Annotated in this window: 16 protein-coding genes; 7 read left to right on the top strand and 9 right to left on the bottom strand. The window is 67.4% G+C overall.

Translation table 11 applies throughout. From position 1 onward, the window contains the following. Position 1 precedes the first annotated feature (1 nt). The gene (locus tag NWE53_RS25040; protein WP_265052006.1) at positions 2-1,219 is read left to right on the top strand and encodes a phosphopentomutase; all 1,218 of its coding nucleotides are present in this window, start codon (positions 2-4) and stop codon (positions 1,217-1,219) included. A gap of 1 nt (position 1,220) precedes the next feature. On the opposite strand, the gene NWE53_RS25035 is transcribed toward NWE53_RS25040, so the two are convergent. From NWE53_RS25035 to NWE53_RS25000, 8 genes are all read right to left on the bottom strand, one after another. After that, positions 1,221-2,678: a methyl-accepting chemotaxis protein gene (locus NWE53_RS25035; RefSeq protein WP_265052005.1), complete on the bottom strand. Its 1,458-nt coding sequence runs from the start codon at positions 2,676-2,678 to the stop codon at positions 1,221-1,223. Further along, positions 2,675-3,019 (bottom strand): hypothetical protein, encoded by a 345-nt coding sequence (locus NWE53_RS25030; protein ID WP_265052004.1) that lies wholly within the window; start codon positions 3,017-3,019, stop codon positions 2,675-2,677. The genes NWE53_RS25035 and NWE53_RS25030 overlap by 4 nt, the downstream gene beginning before the upstream one ends. A gap of 320 nt (positions 3,020-3,339) precedes the next feature. Further along, positions 3,340-3,744 carry an arsenate-mycothiol transferase ArsC gene (locus tag NWE53_RS25025; protein WP_265052003.1) on the bottom strand — a complete coding sequence of 135 codons (405 nt, stop codon included), beginning with the start codon at positions 3,742-3,744 and terminating at the stop codon, positions 3,340-3,342. A gap of 106 nt (positions 3,745-3,850) precedes the next feature. Beyond that, positions 3,851-4,339, bottom strand: coding sequence for a UPF0262 family protein (locus NWE53_RS25020; protein ID WP_265052002.1), 489 nt, complete (start codon positions 4,337-4,339; stop codon positions 3,851-3,853). A 36-nt stretch (positions 4,340-4,375) separates the two neighbouring features. Beyond that, on the bottom strand, positions 4,376-5,668 hold the full coding sequence (gene hisD / locus NWE53_RS25015) for a histidinol dehydrogenase (RefSeq protein WP_265052001.1): 1,293 nt from the start codon (positions 5,666-5,668) through the stop codon (positions 4,376-4,378). Between the two features lie 206 nt (positions 5,669-5,874). Then, entirely contained in the window at positions 5,875-6,321 is a 447-nt protein-coding gene (locus NWE53_RS25010) for a DUF2948 family protein (protein ID WP_265052000.1), read from the bottom strand. Between the two features lie 45 nt (positions 6,322-6,366). Further along, positions 6,367-7,656 carry a UDP-N-acetylglucosamine 1-carboxyvinyltransferase gene (gene murA, locus NWE53_RS25005; protein WP_265055018.1) on the bottom strand — a complete coding sequence of 430 codons (1,290 nt, stop codon included), beginning with the start codon at positions 7,654-7,656 and terminating at the stop codon, positions 6,367-6,369. 59 nt (positions 7,657-7,715) lie between these two features. Then, a complete protein-coding gene (locus NWE53_RS25000; RefSeq protein WP_265051999.1) occupies positions 7,716-7,877 on the bottom strand; it encodes a hypothetical protein in 162 nt (53 codons plus the stop codon). Positions 7,878-8,327: 450 nt separating this feature from the next. On the opposite strand from NWE53_RS25000, the gene NWE53_RS24995 reads away from it, so the two are divergent. From NWE53_RS24995 to NWE53_RS24980, 4 genes are all read left to right on the top strand, one after another. Further along, positions 8,328-9,269 carry an enoyl-CoA hydratase-related protein gene (locus NWE53_RS24995; protein WP_265051998.1) on the top strand — a complete coding sequence of 314 codons (942 nt, stop codon included), beginning with the start codon at positions 8,328-8,330 and terminating at the stop codon, positions 9,267-9,269. A gap of 132 nt (positions 9,270-9,401) precedes the next feature. Continuing rightward, positions 9,402-11,732, top strand: coding sequence for a putative bifunctional diguanylate cyclase/phosphodiesterase (locus NWE53_RS24990; protein ID WP_265051997.1), 2,331 nt, complete (start codon positions 9,402-9,404; stop codon positions 11,730-11,732). 126 nt (positions 11,733-11,858) lie between these two features. Further along, entirely contained in the window at positions 11,859-13,289 is a 1,431-nt protein-coding gene (locus NWE53_RS24985) for a dihydrolipoyl dehydrogenase family protein (protein ID WP_265051996.1), read from the top strand. A 10-nt stretch (positions 13,290-13,299) separates the two neighbouring features. Further along, a complete protein-coding gene (locus NWE53_RS24980) occupies positions 13,300-14,757 on the top strand; it encodes a sensor histidine kinase (RefSeq protein ID WP_265051995.1) in 1,458 nt (485 codons plus the stop codon). A gap of 9 nt (positions 14,758-14,766) precedes the next feature. Here NWE53_RS24980 and NWE53_RS24975 read toward each other — a convergent pair whose 3' ends face one another. Beyond that, entirely contained in the window at positions 14,767-15,396 is a 630-nt protein-coding gene (locus NWE53_RS24975; protein WP_265051994.1) for a S24 family peptidase, read from the bottom strand. A gap of 165 nt (positions 15,397-15,561) precedes the next feature. Here NWE53_RS24975 and NWE53_RS24970 point away from each other — a divergent pair, with 165 nt between their 5' ends. Then, positions 15,562-15,906, top strand: a complete 345-nt coding sequence (locus tag NWE53_RS24970; RefSeq protein WP_265051993.1) for a DUF952 domain-containing protein — start codon at positions 15,562-15,564, stop codon at positions 15,904-15,906. Beyond that, the gene (locus tag NWE53_RS24965) at positions 15,903-16,991 is read left to right on the top strand and encodes a quinone-dependent dihydroorotate dehydrogenase (RefSeq protein ID WP_265051992.1); all 1,089 of its coding nucleotides are present in this window, start codon (positions 15,903-15,905) and stop codon (positions 16,989-16,991) included. The genes NWE53_RS24970 and NWE53_RS24965 overlap by 4 nt, the downstream gene beginning before the upstream one ends. Positions 16,992-17,054: the final 63 nt, after the last annotated feature.

Here is a 17,054-nt window from a genome sequence, read left to right as displayed (position 1 = left end):
CATGGCCCGCGCCATCCTGATCGTGCTGGATTCGGTCGGCTGTGGCGGCGCGCAGGATGCCGCCGCCTATGGCGACGAGGGCTCCGACACGCTCGGCCATATCGCCGAAGCCTGCACCGATGGCCGTGGCGATCGCGAGGGCTTGCGCAGCGGGCCACTGAAGCTGCCGAACCTCGCCCGTCTCGGCCTCGCCCATGCCAGCGAAGCCTCGACCGGACGGCCGCTCTCCGGCGTCGCGAAGCCGGCGCAGCCGCAGGGACGCTGGGGCTATGGCGTCGAGGTCAGCCAGGGCAAGGATACGCCGTCCGGCCATTGGGAGATCGCCGGCTGCCCGGTTTCTTTCCCCTGGGGTTATTTCACCGAACTCGAGAATTCGTTTCCCGCAGAGTTGGTCGCCGGAATCGTCAAGGAAGGCGCCCTGCCCGGCATCCTCGGCAACAGGCATGCGTCGGGCACGGCGATCATCGAGGAACTCGGACCCGAGCATATCCGGACGGGCAAGCCGATCTGCTACACCTCGGTCGATTCCGTGCTGCAGATCGCGGCGCATGAGGAGCATTTCGGGCTCGATCGGCTCTACGCGCTCTGCAAGACGGTGCGTGGCCTCGTCGATCCTCTGCGGATCGGGCGCGTGATCGCCCGGCCTTTCGTCGGCTCGCCTGAGGACGGCTTCACCCGCACCGGCAACCGCAAGGATTTCGCGATCCCACCGCCGAACGAGACGCTGCTGGACCGGCTGACGGCGCAGGGCCGCAAGGTCGTCACCGTCGGCAAGATCGGAGACATCTTCGCGCATCGCGCCACCGGCGAGGAGATCAAGCCCTTCGGCAACGCGGCCCTGGTCGCGGCGGCGCTCCAAGCCTGGGACGGGCTGCCCGATGGCGGCTTCTGCTTCGTCAACCTCGTCGATTTCGACACCGAGTTCGGCCATCGCCGCGACATTCCCGGCTATGCGGCAGCGCTGGAAGCCTTCGACCGCCTGCTTCCGCATATAGAGGCCGCGCTGAAGCCCGGCGACATCGCCGTCATTACCGCGGATCACGGTAATGATCCGAGTTGGCGCGGCAGCGACCATACCCGCGAGCATGTGCCGATCCTTGCCTTCGGGCCCGGCATCGCGCCGGAGCCGCTTGGGCGGCGCGAGAGCTTCGCCGATATCGCGGCAAGCCTCGGCGTCTTCCTCGGCATCGGCCCGGTCGGCCCGGGCCGCCACTGGTAGCTCAGGCCGCAGCGACGCGATTGCAGAAGCTGGCGACCTCGCGGCGGATATCCTGCGCCTGCTGAGCCAGCGCATTCGCAGCGCCCTGCAACTGCTGCGCGGCGCCATGGGTCTGCCGGGTCATCACCTCGAAGCCGCCGGCGACATCGGCGCTGCGCTGGGCGCCCTGGAAGGACAGCCTGACCTGATGAGCGATCTCGGCCGTGGCACGGCTCTGCTCGTCGACCGAGAGCGCAATCGCATTGGCGACGCTCTCGACCTCGCCGATCGCCTCGACGATGTCGCGGATCGCCTTCAGCGAACGATGCGAAGCCTGCTGCATCGCGCCGATCTGGTGGGAGACCTCGTCGGTCGCCTTGGCGGTCTGGGCCGAGAGCGTCTTCACCTCGCTCGCGACGACGGCAAAGCCGCGCCCCATCTCGCCGGCACGCGCCGCCTCGATCGTGGCGTTGAGGGCGAGCATGCTGGTCTGCGCCGCGATGCCACGGATGATCTCGACGACGGCGCCAACATTTTCGCTGCTATGCGTCAGGTTCTCGATCTCGGCGCTCGCGTGACGCGCCAATGAGGCCGCCGATTTCGAGCCATCGGCCGAGTGCTCCGCGTTGCGGCCGATCTCGCCGATGGAGGCGACGAGCTCGGTGCTCGCGGCCGAGAGATGATCAATGCTCTCCATGGTGGTCGCGGCCGAGGCGGAAACCAGTGCGGTCTGCCGACGCACATGGTCGGAGGTGCCGATCAGCGTGCCGGCCTCGGCCTTCATCGCCACCGCGGAATGGTCGAGCACGGCCATCGCCTGTTCCATCTGGGCATGGAAGCCGGAGACAACGCCGCGCAGCATTTCCGCCCGGCGGCCGAGTTCTTCCGCCAGGCCGCGTTCCTTTTCGCCCGCGATGCGCTCGCGCTCTGCCACGGCCTCGGCCCGCGCGAGATTGGCCTCGTTCATCGTGAACATGCGCTGCAGGATCACCGCGAACACGGCGAGGAAGGCGGTCTCGATGATGACGATCACGGCGTGCAGCAGCACCCGCAGCAGGCTGGCCCCCTGGAAGAACACCGCGGCCGGCAGCGCATATTGCAGCACGAGATGGTGCAGGGCCGTCAGCACGGCTCCCATCAGGATCGGCCGCCAGTCGCAGAACCCGGCGAGCAGCGCCAGGATCGCGAAGTAATACATATGCATGTCGGGCTGCCAGGGATGGCCGGCGAAACTGAACACCAGGATCGAGACCTGCCCGATCAGCACGGTAGCGATGACGAGCTGGGTCACCATCGCCGGGCCGCTCAAGCGATACGACGCCAGCGCGACGAGGATCGCCAGTGCCGCGACCGAGACCGGAACGACTCCCTCGGTGCCGTGCGCCCAGAAGGCGAGCGCCAGCAGCGGCACATGCAGCAGCCCGAGAACGAGCAGGGCTTGCGCGACCCGGCGGCGGACGACCGACAGGGACCAGATCATCGCGAGGCCTCCGTTCCGCCGGCGGCATCGAGACACCCGGCGAGCCCGGCCAAAGCCAAAGAGAACCATGCGCCCTTCGGCAGCGGCGGCACCTCGCTCGCCAATGCTGCGGGCGCGACCACGACGACCGAAGACAGACGCCCGCTACGCAGCACTTGGTGACCGGCGGCGAAACTGAGCGCGACCGCTTCGGAACCGGCGACCCAAGGCGGGAAGACGATCGCCACCGGCACAAGACCGTCCTGCGCGCGCGGGAGGCTCGCCAAAGCTCCGAAGCTGACGATCAGACAGATGCAGGCGACCAGGAAGCCGTCGAAAAACGACAGCTTCTCCTCGCGCACCGCGCAAGGTTCCAGACTAGGCATGGAAGGCATGGACAGGAACCAGTGGAAGGACGGCCGCTCGCCGTCACACAAGCCCAGCCCCGTAAAGTTTTACTTAAGCGGTTCAGCGGGCTTCAACAGCAATTCAACAGCCAGGCGCGAATTTACATTTCTATGCCAGGCGAAATCTGCAACTTTTAGTTGCATTACCTCACCGGGGTCGGGATGGCTGCTGAAGCATCAAGCCGCCTTCGTTGCCCCGATCCTGCTGCGCGCTTCGGCATACCGACGGCTACGCCTTCGTGATCATTGGGTATCCGCCGGCACGGCAAGACGCGTCACGTCTGCAAACGCTGCTTGATCCGCTTGATCAGCGCGTCGCGGACATCGCGATAGGCATCGAGCTTCTGCTCTCGGGAGCCCTGGAACACCGTCGGATCGACGGTCGGCCAGTATTCGACCTCGGCGGCATGGGTGCGGGTCAGGTCCAGCGCCTTGTGGTGGGCTTCCGGCGAGAGCGTGACGATCAGGTCGAAATTGAGCCCCTCCCACTCCTCCAGTTCCTCGATCGATTTCGGCTTGTGGCGGCTCAGATCGATGCCGATCTCATCGAGAACCTCGAGAGCGAAACCATCCGCCTCGCCTTTGCGGGCGCCGGCCGACTGGACGTAGATCGATTTGCCGAAGAAGTGCTTGGCCAGCGCCTCCGCCATCGGCGAGCGCACGGCATTCATCGCGCACATGAAGAGCACGCTCTGGACCTTACGCGGCAGAGGCCGTGCATTCGGCGCATTTTCTTCACGCGAACCGGCTTCCACCTCGCCTGAAAATGCTCTCCGCTCCAACCCGTCAGCCCTTCCAATGCAGGGCGTAGATCAGGGTGAAGAGGCGGCGCGCCGTGTCGAAATCGACCTCGACCTTGTTGGCCAGCCGCTCGGCCAGGATGCCGGCCGCCTCGTCGTGCAGGCCGCGCCGACCCATGTCGATCGCCTCGATCTGCGAGGGCGTCGCGGTCCGGATCGCGGCATAGTAGCTCTCGCAGATCAGCTCGTAGTCCTTGATGATGCGCCGGAACGGGCTGAGCGAGAGATGATGCGTCACCACCGGCGCGCCATCGGACTGCCTGACCTCGAAGACGAGGCGGCGCTCGACCATGGCGAGATGCGCGAGATACGGCCCACCGTCATGCTCCGGCACGACGAAGCTGTTGCGCTCGATCAGGTCGTAGATGGCGACGGCACGCTCATGCTCCTGATCCGGCGAGCCGCGGCCGAGCGAATTCTCGTCGAGCGTGACGCCGACCAGGCATTGCTTGTTGGAAATCGAGGCGTCGGACATCGCTTCTCCTGCCGCAGCGCCGTTCGTTTCCGGCGCTCAGAGATTGAGTCTGATCGTCACGGATCGGCCATGCGCCTGCAAGCCCTCGGCTTCGGCGAGTTGCGTCGCGGCGGAGGCGAGCGACCGCAGGCCTTCCGGGCCGCATTTCAACAGCGAGGTCCGCTTCATGAAGTCGCCGACGCCGAGACCGGAGGAAAAACGTGCGGAGCGCGCCGTCGGCAGGACATGGTTGGGGCCGCCGACATAGTCGCCGATCGCCTCGGGCGTATGGCCGCCGAGGAAGATCGCGCCGGCATTGCGGATGAGTCCGGCGAGACGCTCGGGCTCGGCCGTCATAATCTCTAGATGCTCAGGCGCGAGGCGATCGACCAGCGGTACGGCCGCTTCCAGATCGGCGACGAGCAGGATCGCGCCGAATTCCTGCCAGCTCTGGCCGGCGATCCTGGCACGCGGCAGCGTCGCGAGCTGGGCAGCCACGGCCTTCTCGACCTCAGTTGCCAATGCCGCATCGTCCGTCATCAGGATCGACTGGGCGGATACGTCGTGTTCGGCCTGGGCCAGCAGATCGGCGGCGATCCAGTCGGGATTGGCGGTGCGGTCGGCGATCACCAGCACCTCGGAAGGGCCGGCGATCATGTCGATGCCGACCTGGCCGAAGACGCGGCGCTTGGCAGCGGCGACATAGGCATTGCCGGGGCCGACGATCTTGGCGACGGGCGCGATGCTGTCCGTGCCGTAGGCCAGTGCTGCCACGGCCTGCGCGCCGCCGATGCGGTAGACCTCGTCGACGCCGGCCAGCCGCGCGGCGGCCAGCACGAGCGGATTGGTCTCGCCGCGCGGGGTCGGAGCGACCATGACGATGCGCGGCACGCCGGCGACCTTCGCCGGGATCGCGTTCATCAGCACCGAGGAGGGGTAGCTCGCCGTGCCTCCGGGCACATAGAGGCCGACGGCCTCGATCGCGCTCCAGCGCCAGCCGGCCTCGACGCCCGCCGCATCCTTCACCCAGGAATCGGCCGGCTTCTGGCGCTCGTGATAGACGGCGATGCGCTCGCGCGCCGTCTCCAGCGCCGCCAGCAATTCCGACGAGCAGGCGGCGACGGCTGCATCGATCTCGGCCTCGCTGACACGCAGGGTCTCCGGCGTCAGGTCGAGCGCGTCGAAGCGGCTGGTATAGGAGAGCAGCGCCGTATCGCCGTTTTCACGCACGTCTGCGATGATGTCGGCAGCGACGCGATCGACCTCCTCGGAGACCTCGCGCTTGGCGGAAAGCAGCGCCGCAAACGTCTCGGCAAAGCCTGCGTCGCTGTCGTCGAGCCTGATCGGCATGGATATCCTCGACAAATCGGAACTCTCGGTCGTCATTCCGGGCGTAGCGCAGCGAAGACCCGGAATCCATCGTAAGCGCAGCACCCTTCGATGGATCCCGGAGCGGCGCCGCTTCGCGGCTTGTCCGGGATGACGGCGCGTTTTTAGACGAAGGGTATCGAAGGTTGAAGCGGGCACCGGCCAAAAAGGCGGCGGCGCGATCTGGCTCAGGCGCCGTTGGGATGGCCGGGTGTCGCCACCGCTTCCCACACCGGCCCGAGATCCTTCATCTGGGCCTCGACGCATTCGACCGAGAGGCGGATCGCCGCGCCTTCCGAGAAATGCAGCGTTACGTCGCCGGCCGGCTCCTCGGCCTGGTCGAAGGTGACGGCGAGCAGGTTCAGCACCTTGTCGGGATCGTTCTTGTCGAGCTTGGCGCTGCGCACGGCCAGAACGCGGTCGAAATGCAGCGCCGTCAATCGGCGCCGGCGCTTGCCGTGCTGCGCGCCCTCCCAGTCGAAGCGGCGCAGGGCGAGGGCAAAACGCTTCTCGCTCGGCAGATAGACGAGATCGGCCGCCTTCAGCACGGCGTCTTGAAGATGGGCCGAAACGACCCCGAGATCGTCGGTATCGAGCGCGATGAGCTTCAGCGGAGCGGCGACGTCGTCTGACATGATTTTGTTCTGACGAGCCGCCCCGAGAAAATCAACAGGCGAGAATCAACTGCTGATGCGTTCCACCACCGCGCCGCAGCGGGTGAGCTTGGCTTCCAGCGCCTCGAAGCCGCGGTCGAGATGGTAGACGCGGTTGATGGTGGTGTCGCCCTCGGCGGCGAGACCGCCGATGACGAGTGAGACCGAAGCGCGCAGATCGGTCGCCATGACGGGCGCTCCGGTGAGCTTCGGCACGCCTTCGACATGGGCGACATCGCCGTCGAGCCGGATCTTCGCACCGAGCCGGGCGAGTTCCTGCACATGCATGAAGCGGTTCTCGAAGATGGTCTCGCGGATGCGCGAGGTGCCCTTGGCTTTCGTCATCAGCGCCATGAACTGCGCCTGGAGATCGGTCGGGAAGCCGGGGAACGGATCGGTGTCGATATCGACGGCCTCGATGCCGTGGCCATTGCGGCGCACGCGAATGCCTTCGTTGGTCGCATCGATCTCGACGCCGGCCTTGCCGAGCACATCCAGCGCCGACTGGAGCAGCTCGGGACGAGCGCCTTCCAGCACGACATCGCCGCCGGTCATCGCGACGGCCATCGCATAGGTGCCGGTCTCGATGCGATCCGGCAGGACGGCGTGATGCGCGCCGCCGAGGCGCGAGACCCCGGTCACGACGATGCGGGAGGTGCCGGCGCCCTCGATCTTGGCGCCCATCTTGACGAGGCAGGCGGCAAGGTCCGTGACCTCCGGCTCGCGCGCGGCGTTCTCGATCACTGTCGTGCCCTGCGCGAGGACCGCAGCCATCAGCGCGGTATGCGTGCCGCCCACCGTGACCTTCGGGAAGACGATCTCGCCACCCTTCAGCCCCTTCGGTGCGCGCGCCAGCGCATAGCCGTTCTCGATGACGATCTCGGCGCCGAGCTTCTCCAGTGCCATGAGCAGGAGGTCGACCGGGCGCGTGCCGATCGCGCAACCGCCGGGCAGCGAGATCTTGGCCTCGCCCATCCGTGCCAGGATCGGCGCGATCACCCAGAAGCTCGCGCGCATGGTCGAGACCAGCTCGTAGGGCGCGCAGGTGTCGACGATCTGACGGGCCGTGAGCGAGATGGTCTGGCCGGTCTCGGCCGACTGGCCGATGCGCTTGCCGGCGACCGTGCGGTCGGCGCCGTGATTGGACAGGATGCGCGAGAGCGCGGTGACGTCCGAGAGCCGCGGCACATTGGTGAGCGTCAGCGTCTCGTCCGTCAGCAGGCTCGCGATCATCAGCGGCAAGGCGGCGTTCTTGGCGCCGGAGATCGGAATGGCGCCATTGAGGCGCTGGCCGCCGGTGATGCGGATCTTGTCCATCGTCAGGTCCTGCTCGGCCATCCCGGGGAAAGCCCGGCGGCCCATGAAGGTAAGGGAGATCAGGACCGGGGAGGGTCGGCCTGAGCGGGCGGCGCCGGCTCCTGCGCTTTCGCCTCTTCCGAGCGGCGAGCACGAGCCTGGGCCTTGCGGCGCTTCAGGTTCTCGCGGAGCGCGGCGGCTAGGCGCGCCTGCTTCTCGTCCTCGGCTGTCTGGCGGGTCACGGCATCAGCTCGGCGTCGGTGTTTGCAACTTGGATGTTTGAACGCGGGAACGCGGCGAATTCGGGGCGATATGGTTAGCCCCTCGTCCCCTTGCGGACAAGCGCTCTCCCGCCGCCGAACGCGTTTCAGGATGCGGCAAAGGATTGTGCCGTTACGGGCCATGAGAAAAACGGCCCGCGCCGCCATGGGGCGGGGTTTCTCGCGGAAGCCGGCATTCCCGACGTTTTATTTCCCGCCGCCTCAATTCCCCGAAATTTTCTGCCCCTGCCCTGCCTCTTCCGAAGGGTCCGCCTCTTGCTCCGACCGGACCGAACCCGGCGCGGAGATCGCCGGCATGACGTTTGGGCAGGAAAAAAGCTTAACGCTATTAACCATTTCGGGGAGTTTCCGTTTACAGTTTGTTAAGCTCGTTTAGGTTGCACGACACTAGCCAGTTCGGGGGGTAGCGTGGTGTTGCAGTCCTTGAAGACCGGAGCGGAAACCGTCGCGCCGACCCTGCTCGAGAGCTGCGAGGTCATCGACGCCATCCGCTACAAGGCAGGCTTCCTGCCGGAGGTGGAGATCGCGTATGAGCCGGAGATCAAGACGCTCTGGGTCACGATCCGACCCGAGCTGAAGCCCGTCTTCACGCTTCAGCTGCTCGACAGCCTGGTGAAGATCCAGAGCGCAATCGCGGCGCTGTGGGGCGCGCCGGACCAGTATCACCGCGCTCCGGTCCGCTTCCTGGCCTTCCGCGGCACGGGCCCGTTCTTCACGCTCGGCGGCGATCTCGACTTCTATCTTGACTGCCTGGCCAAGAACGATCGTGCGTCGCTGGCCGAATATGCGCGGCTGTCGGCCGACGGTGCGATCTGGAACTCGGGCGGCCTGAACGGGCTGGTGATCACCCTCTCGACCATCCATGCCAAGGCGATCGGCGGTGGCATCGATGCGCCGCGCTCCTGCAACGTGATGATCGCCGAGGAGCAGGCTTCGTTCGTCTACCCCGAGATCAAGTTCAACCACTTCCCGATCACGGCCGTGGCGATCCTGTCGCGGCGGATGGGGCCGCGTGCGGCGGAGCAGATGCTGCTGTCCGGCGAGGAGATGAGCGCTCAGGAATTCATGGCCGCCGGCGGCCTCGAGGCGGTGGTTCCGACCGGAACGGGCGAGGCCTGGATCCGCAAGTACTGCAGCGACGCCCTGCCGATCCACGCGGCCAAGACCGCCCTCTTCTCAGCCTTCAACCGCCGCGCCGGCGACCTGCGCGAAGAGCTCGGCCATCTCGGCCAGATCTGGACCGACTGCATGCTGCGGCTGAACCCGAGCGCGATCTCGAAGCTGCAGCGCATCGCGCAAACACAGGACCGGATGCTTGCTCGCGTTTACCAAAGACATCTAGCAGCGGTCTGAGGGGCGCCAGAAACCCCCTCATCGCAACGGAGTCACACGAAGCATTTACCTCTGCTCCCCTAGAAACCTTTGATGATGCGCTAGGTTTGAGCCTAGCGTGCGGGACCGCGCATGCGGCAAAGGCAGGAGTAGATGGCGGGCGCGCTGAAGCGATTGACGGCGGCCGGTGGGCGCGAGAAGGCCGACGATGTCGACCTGACCGGCTACACGCTGCTGGTCAGCTCGCTTTTCTCGTCACCGGCCTCGATCATCCCGGGCGGTATCGCCGGGATCCTCACGCCTTTCCTGTGCTGGCTGTCGACCGGCATGGAAGTCTTCATGGGCCTCACCCTGCTGGTGACGCTCATCGTCGTCCTGCGCCTGATGACCGTTCTGGCCTATCGCCGGCGCAACCATGCCAACGACAGCTACGTGCAGACCCGTCGCTGGGATCGCGATTACTTCCTTGGCGCCACGATCTTTAGCGCCGTGCTGGGCTACAGCTGCTATGTCGCCCTGGTGCACACCGACGATCCGGCGGCCCACATCACCTCGGTCGCCTCCACCATCGCCCTGGCGTCGGGCTATGTCGCGCGCAACGCCGGCCGGCCCAAATTCGTCGCAGTGCAGCTGATGACCTTCTGCATCCCGATGGCGATCGGGCTGATCGAGGCGCATAACCCCTATTATCGCTATATCGGCTACTTCGCCTTTCTCTACGTGGCCGCGAACATCGCGATCACCAACTCGCTGCACCGGAACCTGCTGGCGCTGAGCGATGCGACCAAGCATTCGAAGGCGCTCGCCTCGGCCCTGCACTCGCAAAACCTCACGCTCGACGCCGCCCTGAACACGATGATCGACGGGCTGGCGATGTTCGACCGCAATCTCAAGCTTGCGGTCAGCAACGCACCGCACAGCGCGCTCTACGGCCTGCCGGAGACGCTCGCCCTGCCCGGGACACCGCTGACGGCGATCGCGCGCTTCCTGGTCGAGCGGCAGGTGATCAGCTCGGACCAGCTGCGCGAGATCCGCACGGCGCTGACCACGGTCCAGAGCACCCAGCAGGCGGCGAGCCACGAGGTGGTGACGCGCAGCGGGCTCGTGCTGGTCGTGACCTTCGCGCCGGCCGCCGAGGGCGGCATTCTCATGCTGACCGAGGACGCGACCGAACGGAAGGCGACCGAGGCACGCATCGAGCAGATGGCGCGCTTCGACGAGCTGACGGGGCTCGCCAACCGGTTCGAGTACAACACCCAGATCGCCGACGCCTTCGCCAGGCTAGAGCGGACGGGCGAGGCCTTCGCGCTACTTTATGTCGATCTCGACGGCTTCAAGCAGGTCAATGACAGCCTCGGCCACGATATCGGCGACCACGTGCTGATGGAAACCGCGAGCCGCCTGCGCAGCGCGATCCGCGGCAACGACATGCTGGCCCGCTTCGGCGGCGACGAGTTCCTGCTGATCCTGCCCTCGGCCGACCACGGCATCGTCACCTCCATCGGCCAGCGCATGATCAACGCCATGAACCGGGCCTTCGATGTCGAGGGCAAGACGGTCTATGTCACGGCCAGCGTCGGCATCGCCATGGCGCCGCATGACGGCACCACGCCGGCCGATCTGCTGCGCCACGCCGACACGGCACTCTACAAGGCCAAGTCGGCCGGCCGGAACACGCTGATGTTCTTCAACCCGGCAATGGCCGAGGAGATGCTGGAGCGGCACGAGATCGAGGTCGACCTGCGCAAGGCCGCGACGGACGGCACGCTCGAACTCTACTACCAGCCGATCATCGACCTGAAGACGCAGGAAGTCGTCTCGCGCGAGGCGCTGATGCGCTGGCGCCACCCGACGCGCGGCCTGGTTCCTCCCGGCGTCTTCATCCCGATCGCCGAGCAGACCGGCCTGATCGCCGCGATGGGCGACTGGGCGATCCATCAGGCCTGCAAGGACGCCGCGAGCTGGGAACCGGGCATCAGCGTCTCCGTGAACGTCTCGCCCCTGCAGTTCCGCGAGCCCCGCCGGGTCATCGAAACGGTCAAGGACGCACTGCTGACCTCGCATCTCGAATCGCGGCGGCTGATGCTCGAAGTCACGGAATCCCTGCTGATCGAGGACGACAAGCTGGCGCTTTCGGTCCTCGACGAGCTGCGGGCGCTGGGCGTGACCTTCGCGCTGGATGATTTCGGCACCGGCTATTCCTCGCTCGCCTATCTCTCGACCTACCCGTTCGCGCAGGTGAAGATCGACCAGAGCTTCGCCCGCGAGGTCCATACCAACGAGGCCTCCAAGGCCGTCATCGAGGCCGTTTGCCAGCTCGCGCGCCGGCTCCAGATGAATGTGGTGGTCGAAGGCATCGAGACCGAGCAGCAGCGCATCGCCGTCCAGCTTCTCGGCGCCCACCGCGCCCAGGGGTTCCTCTTCGGCCGGCCCGTGCCTCTCGCGACCATCAAGGGCGGAAACGGCAATCGCAGCGTCGCCTGAGCCGCGGCACGCGAGCGCTTCCTAAGATCGGGAGAGCGTCGGCCTTGATTCCGCCCGCCCGACAACGCATCAGCGATTGAGAACGAGAGCGAAGCGGGACATCCGGTGAGCGACGGAACGGCCAAAGTGGCGAAACCCGCCGCGTTGACACCCGACATCTGCGTCATCGGCGCAGGCGGCAACGGTATCGCCCTGGCGACGGCGGCGGCCGCGTTCGGCGTCTCCGTCGTGCTCGTCGAAAGGGAGGTGCTGGGCGGCAGCCCCGCCCCCCTCGCCACCAAGGCCCTGGTCGAGGCCGCAGCGTCGGCTCAAGCGGCCCGGGAGGCCGGCCGGCTCGGCCTGAAGACCACCGATGCGCAGGTGAGCCCGGCGCAGCTTCATGACCATATCCAGCGCGCGCTGGCGGCAGAGGCCGCCAACCACGCCGAGGAGCGCCTCACCGCGCTTGGGATCACCATCATCCGCGGCGAGGCCCGCTTCGTCAGCCGCAGCACGGTCAATGTGGACGGGCAGCCGATCAAGGCCCGCCGCTTCGTCATCGCGACCGGAGCGCGATCGCCCAAACCGGATTTGCCCGGTCTCGATACAGTGCCGCTCCTCCATGAAGAGGATATCTCCGGGCTGACACGCCTGCCCGAACGCCCGATCATCCTCGGCAGCGGCGCGACGGGCGCGGCGCTGGCGCAGGCCCTGCAGCGTCTCGGCAGCAAAGCCACGCTCGTCGCCCCGGAGGGGCTGCTGGCGGAGCATGACGCGGAAGCGGCGATGCTGGTTCGCCGCCGCCTGCTGCGCGAGGGGCTCACGCTCCACGACAAGGTCGAGCCGATCCGGGCGGAGCGCAGCCGTTCCGGCTTGCGCCTCGTCCTGGCCGGCGGCGCGGGCGAAACCGTCGTCGAAGGCTCGCATCTGCTGCTGGCGGCACCACAACGGCCGGAGATCGCGGCGCTCGACCTCGACCTCGGCGGCATTCGTCACGATTCCTCCGGCGTCCTCGTCGACAAGGCCCTGCGGACGAGCAACCGCCGCGTCTATGCGCTGGGCGGTTGCGCCGGCGGGCCAGCAACGGCGGTAGCGGACCGGGCCGGGGAGGATCATGTCGGCCTCGTCCTGCGCAACATCCTGTTCCGTCAGCCGACGCGGATCGATCCCGCGAAAGATCCCCGCGTCGCCTGGTGCCAGCCGGAGATCGCTGCGATCGGCCTGTCCGAGGCCGCCGCGCGGGCCAAGGCCGGCACCGTCCAGGTGCTGCGCTGGCCCTTCGCCGAGATGGGCGGCTCGCGTGCTGCCGGCGAGAGCGAAGGTTTCGTCAAGCTCGTCACCGACAAAAAGGGCCGCATCCTCGGCGTCACCATCGTCGGCGAAGGTGCCGGCGAACTGATCGCGCCGTGGTGCGTCGCCGCCAAGGCCGGGCTGACGATAGCCGACATGGCCGGGGTCGTGATGCCCGCGCTCTCCCGCTCGGACGCCTCGCGCCGCGCGGCGCTCTCTTTCCATGTCCCCTCGACCAACAGCGCCCGCCTGCGCCGCCTGATCGGCTTTCTGCGGCGCTTCGGCTAAGATCGCCGGAATGCATCAGCCCGGCCTGCCCAGGAACAACCTGTCGATCAGCCAGCCGCGCGGCCTGACCCGCCTCGGCCTGTCGGCCAAGCTGCTGCTCGTCACCGTGCTCTTCGTCATGCTGGCGGAGGTGCTGATCTACCTGCCCTCCATCGCGAATTTCCGGCGCAACTGGCTGCATGACAGGATCGCCGCCGCGCAGGTCGCGGCGCTGGTGCTGGAAGGCGCGCCCGAGGACGGTCTGCCGGAGGGCAGCGAGAACCGGCTGCTGATGGGCGTGGGTGCCCGGTCGATCGCGGCCCGCGTCGGCGGGGCGCGGCGGCTGCTCAGCCTGGATTCAATGCCGCCGCCGGAAGTGTCCCGCTCGATCGATCTGCGCAATCTCGGCTGGATCAACGCGATCGAGGAAGCGGTCGCCGTGCTGGTTTCCCCCGCCACCATGCCGATCCGGGTGGTCGGCGAGGCGGTCGGCGGCGCCGATTTCGTCGAGATCGTCATCGACGAAGGACCGCTGCGGCGGGCGATGCTGAAGTTCTCGTGGAGCCTGCTGCTGATCTCGCTGCTGATCACCGGCCTCACGGCGCTGGCGGTCTATATCGCGCTGAATGCCCTGATCATCGGGCCGATCCGGCGCCTGGCCGCGAATGTCATGGAGTTCGAGGCCGACCCCGAGAACCCGCAACGCATCATCGAGCCTTCGCTGCGCGCCGACGAGATCGGCGAAGCCGAGCGCGCGCTCGCCCGCATGGAAGAGACGCTCGCCGGCGAGCTGCGCACCAAAAAGCACCTCGCCGAACTCGGGCTCGCCGTCTCCAAGATCAACCACGACCTGCGCAACATGCTGGCGGCGGCGCAATTGATGTCCGACCAGTTGATCGAGACGCGCGACGCCAAGATCCGCCGCTTCGCGCCGCGGCTGATCGCGACGCTCGGACGCGCCATCGACTTCTGCCAGGCCACCCTCGCCTATGGCCGCGCGGCCGAGGCGACGCCCGTTATCCGCGAGGTTGCGCTGCGGCAGCTCGTCGCCGAACAGGCGGAGATGCTCGGCCTGCCCGGCAACGGGCGGCTGCGCTTCGAGAATCAGATCCCGGCCGAGCTGGTCGCCCCTTGCGATCCCGACCAGATGGCGCGGGTGCTGACGAACCTGATGCGCAACTCCGTCCAGGCGCTGACCCAGGCGGGAGCGGAAGCAGGCAACCAGCCGATCCTGACGGTGATGGCCGGACCGGTGAACGGTTCGGTGGCGCTGCGCATCATCGACAACGGGCCGGGCGTGCCCGAGCGGGCGCGGGCCAATCTCTTCCAGGCCTTTCGGGGGTCGGTGACGCCGGGCGGCACCGGCCTTGGCCTCGCTGTCGCCGCCGAACTTGTCCGGCTCCATGGCGGCACGATCGAGCTGGAGCCCTCGGTGGCCGGTGCCGTGTTCAGGGTCACTCTGCCGGCGCGGCGCAGCAACGGGCACTGACAGGTCGGGTTACTGGCTCGCCCAGATCACCCGCGCCATGAAGGCGATCTCGCCGAGGTTCAGCACGCGGTCCGGATGCTCCGGGTTGAGCGAGGCGAGCTCGACGGTCTTCGCGGTCTGGCGCCTGAGCTGCTTGGCCAGCACCTCGCCCTCCACCGTCTTGACCACGACCCGGTCACCGCGCCGCACCGTCGCGGTCGGCGAGACGATGATGGTGTCGCCGTCGCGATACAGCGAGAGCATCGAATCGCCGGAAATCTCGAGCGCATAGGCCTTCTCGTCGGCGACGCCGGGAAAAGCGACCTCCTCCCACCCGGTGCCGACCGGGAAGCCGCCATCGTCGAAGAAGCCGCCGGAGCCGGCCTGGGCGAAGCCGATCAGCGGGATGGTCCGCGCCGGGGCCGGTTCGCGCCGGAGCACAGCGCTCATGAACTCGTCGAAGGAGGCGCCCGTCGCGGCCAGGATCTTGGAGATCGATTCGGTCGAGGGCCAGCGCTCGCGCCCGTCCGGCGCCACGCGCTTGGAGCGGTTGAAGGTCGTGGCGTCGAGGCCAGCCTTGCGCGCCAGCCCCGAGGCGGTGAAACCGTAGCGCTGAGCAAGCGTATCGATCGCCTCCCAGATCTGGTCATGTGAAAGCATCGCGCGGACCTCGCTTCGCTCTTGCCGTGGGGCGGGGATTAGAAATAGGAAATATCACCTATTACATAAGACTTCAATCCGATTCTCGCCACAATTCGGCTGCGGCTTGCGGAAACCTCCTGCCAGCGGCTAAGCCGTGCCCGACATGTCCCCGCGAGATTGCCGGTGCCGCTGATCTACAAGATATGCCCCGCCCCGCTTTGGCAGGAAGCCGAGCGAAATGGCCGCTTCGCCGGTGCTCCGGTCGATCTCGCCGACGGCTACATCCATTTCTCCACGGCCGCGCAGCTCGCGGAGACCGTGGCGAAGCACTTCGCCGGGCAGGACGGCCTGTTGCTGATCGCCATCGACGATGCGCGCCTCGGCCCGGCACTACGCTACGAGCCCTCGCGTGGCGGCGCCTTGTTCCCGCACCTCTACGCCCCGCTCGACCCGAAGACGGCTCGCTGGATCACGCCGCTGCCGCTCAACCTCGACGGGACCCACGCCATTCCGGAGGACCTCGCATGATCGGCAGCCTGTTCAACATCGCCCGGCCGCTGATCCACCGCATGGACGCGGAAACTGCGCATCGCCTGACCGTCGCCGCGCTCGCCGCGGCACCCGCGCTGAAAACGGGCTCGGACGATCCCGTACTGGCGACGGAAGCCTTCGGGCTCACCTTCCCGAACCCTGTCGGCCTCGCCGCCGGCTTCGACAAGAATGCAGAAGCGGTCGACGGTGCGCTGGGCTTGGGCTTCGGCTTCGTCGAGGTCGGCGGCGTGACGCCGCTGCCGCAACCCGGCAATCCGCGCCCGCGCGTCTTCCGATTGACCGAGGACGAGGCCGTCATCAATCGCTACGGCCTCAACAGCGAGGGGATGGAAGCCGTCGCGAAGCGGCTCGAAGCCCGGCGCGGCCGCAGCGGCCTGGTCGGCGTGAACCTCGGAGCCAACAAGGAATCTTCCGACCGTGCTGCCGACTACGCCACTCTTGCTCGCCGGCTAGCGCCGCTCGCCGATTTCCTGACGATCAACGTCTCCTCGCCGAACACGCCGGGCCTGCGCGATCTGCAGGCCGAAGCCGCGCTCGACGATCTCGTGGCGCGCACGCTCGCCGCACGCGACGAAGCTGCCGCCGGCGGCCGGCGCACGCCGGTGCTGGTCAAGATCGCGCCGGACCTGACGCTGCCCGAGCTCGACGGCATGATCGCCGTCGCCCGCAAGCGCGGCATCGAGGGCATGATCGTCTCCAACACCACGATCGCGCGCCCGGAAAGCCTGCGCAGCGCAGCCAAGGCCGAGACGGGCGGGTTGTCGGGCAAGCCGCTCTTCACCGCCTCGACGCGCATCCTGGCCGAGACCTTCCTGCGCGTCGAAGGGCAGTTCCCGCTGATCGGCGTCGGCGGCGTCGATTCGGCCGAGACCGCCTTCGCCAAGATCCGGGCCGGCGCGACGCTGGTGCAGTTCTATTCAGCGATGGTGTTCAAGGGGCCGCAGTTGGCGAAGCAGGTGAAGACCGGACTCGCCACGCAGGCGCGCCGCGCCGGGCTGACGCGGCTCACCGCCCTGATCGGGCGCGATGCCGCCGCGATCGCCCGCGGCGAAGGGCTTTGAGGATCAAGAACCACGCCGTCATTCCCGGGCAAGCCGAAGGCTTGAGCCCGGAACCCAGAATCG

It is taken from the genome of Bosea sp. NBC_00550, assembly GCF_026020075.1.
GTDB lineage: Bacteria > Pseudomonadota > Alphaproteobacteria > Rhizobiales > Beijerinckiaceae > Allobosea.
Note: the sequence above shows the minus strand (reverse complement) of the source record. Positions and strands in the feature narration are given on the sequence as shown.

Excerpts from the sequence above, each read along its gene's own strand:
- NWE53_RS24965 (WP_265051992.1), top strand. The coding sequence starts at position 15,903 with ATGATCGGCAGCCTGTTCAACATCGCCCGGCCGCTGATCCACCGCATG.
- NWE53_RS24975 (WP_265051994.1), bottom strand. The coding sequence starts at position 15,396 with ATGCTTTCACATGACCAGATCTGGGAGGCGATCGATACGCTTGCTCAG.
- NWE53_RS24980 (WP_265051995.1), top strand. The coding sequence starts at position 13,300 with ATGCATCAGCCCGGCCTGCCCAGGAACAACCTGTCGATCAGCCAGCCG.
- murA (WP_265055018.1), bottom strand. The coding sequence starts at position 7,656 with ATGGACAAGATCCGCATCACCGGCGGCCAGCGCCTCAATGGCGCCATT.
- NWE53_RS25010 (WP_265052000.1), bottom strand. The coding sequence starts at position 6,321 with ATGTCAGACGACGTCGCCGCTCCGCTGAAGCTCATCGCGCTCGATACC.
- NWE53_RS25025 (WP_265052003.1), bottom strand. The coding sequence starts at position 3,744 with ATGTGCGCGATGAATGCCGTGCGCTCGCCGATGGCGGAGGCGCTGGCC.
- NWE53_RS25040 (WP_265052006.1), top strand. The coding sequence starts at position 2 with ATGGCCCGCGCCATCCTGATCGTGCTGGATTCGGTCGGCTGTGGCGGC.
- NWE53_RS24990 (WP_265051997.1), top strand. The coding sequence starts at position 9,402 with ATGGCGGGCGCGCTGAAGCGATTGACGGCGGCCGGTGGGCGCGAGAAG.
- NWE53_RS25020 (WP_265052002.1), bottom strand. The coding sequence starts at position 4,339 with ATGTCCGACGCCTCGATTTCCAACAAGCAATGCCTGGTCGGCGTCACG.
- hisD (WP_265052001.1), bottom strand. The coding sequence starts at position 5,668 with ATGCCGATCAGGCTCGACGACAGCGACGCAGGCTTTGCCGAGACGTTT.
- NWE53_RS25035 (WP_265052005.1), bottom strand. The coding sequence starts at position 2,678 with ATGATCTGGTCCCTGTCGGTCGTCCGCCGCCGGGTCGCGCAAGCCCTG.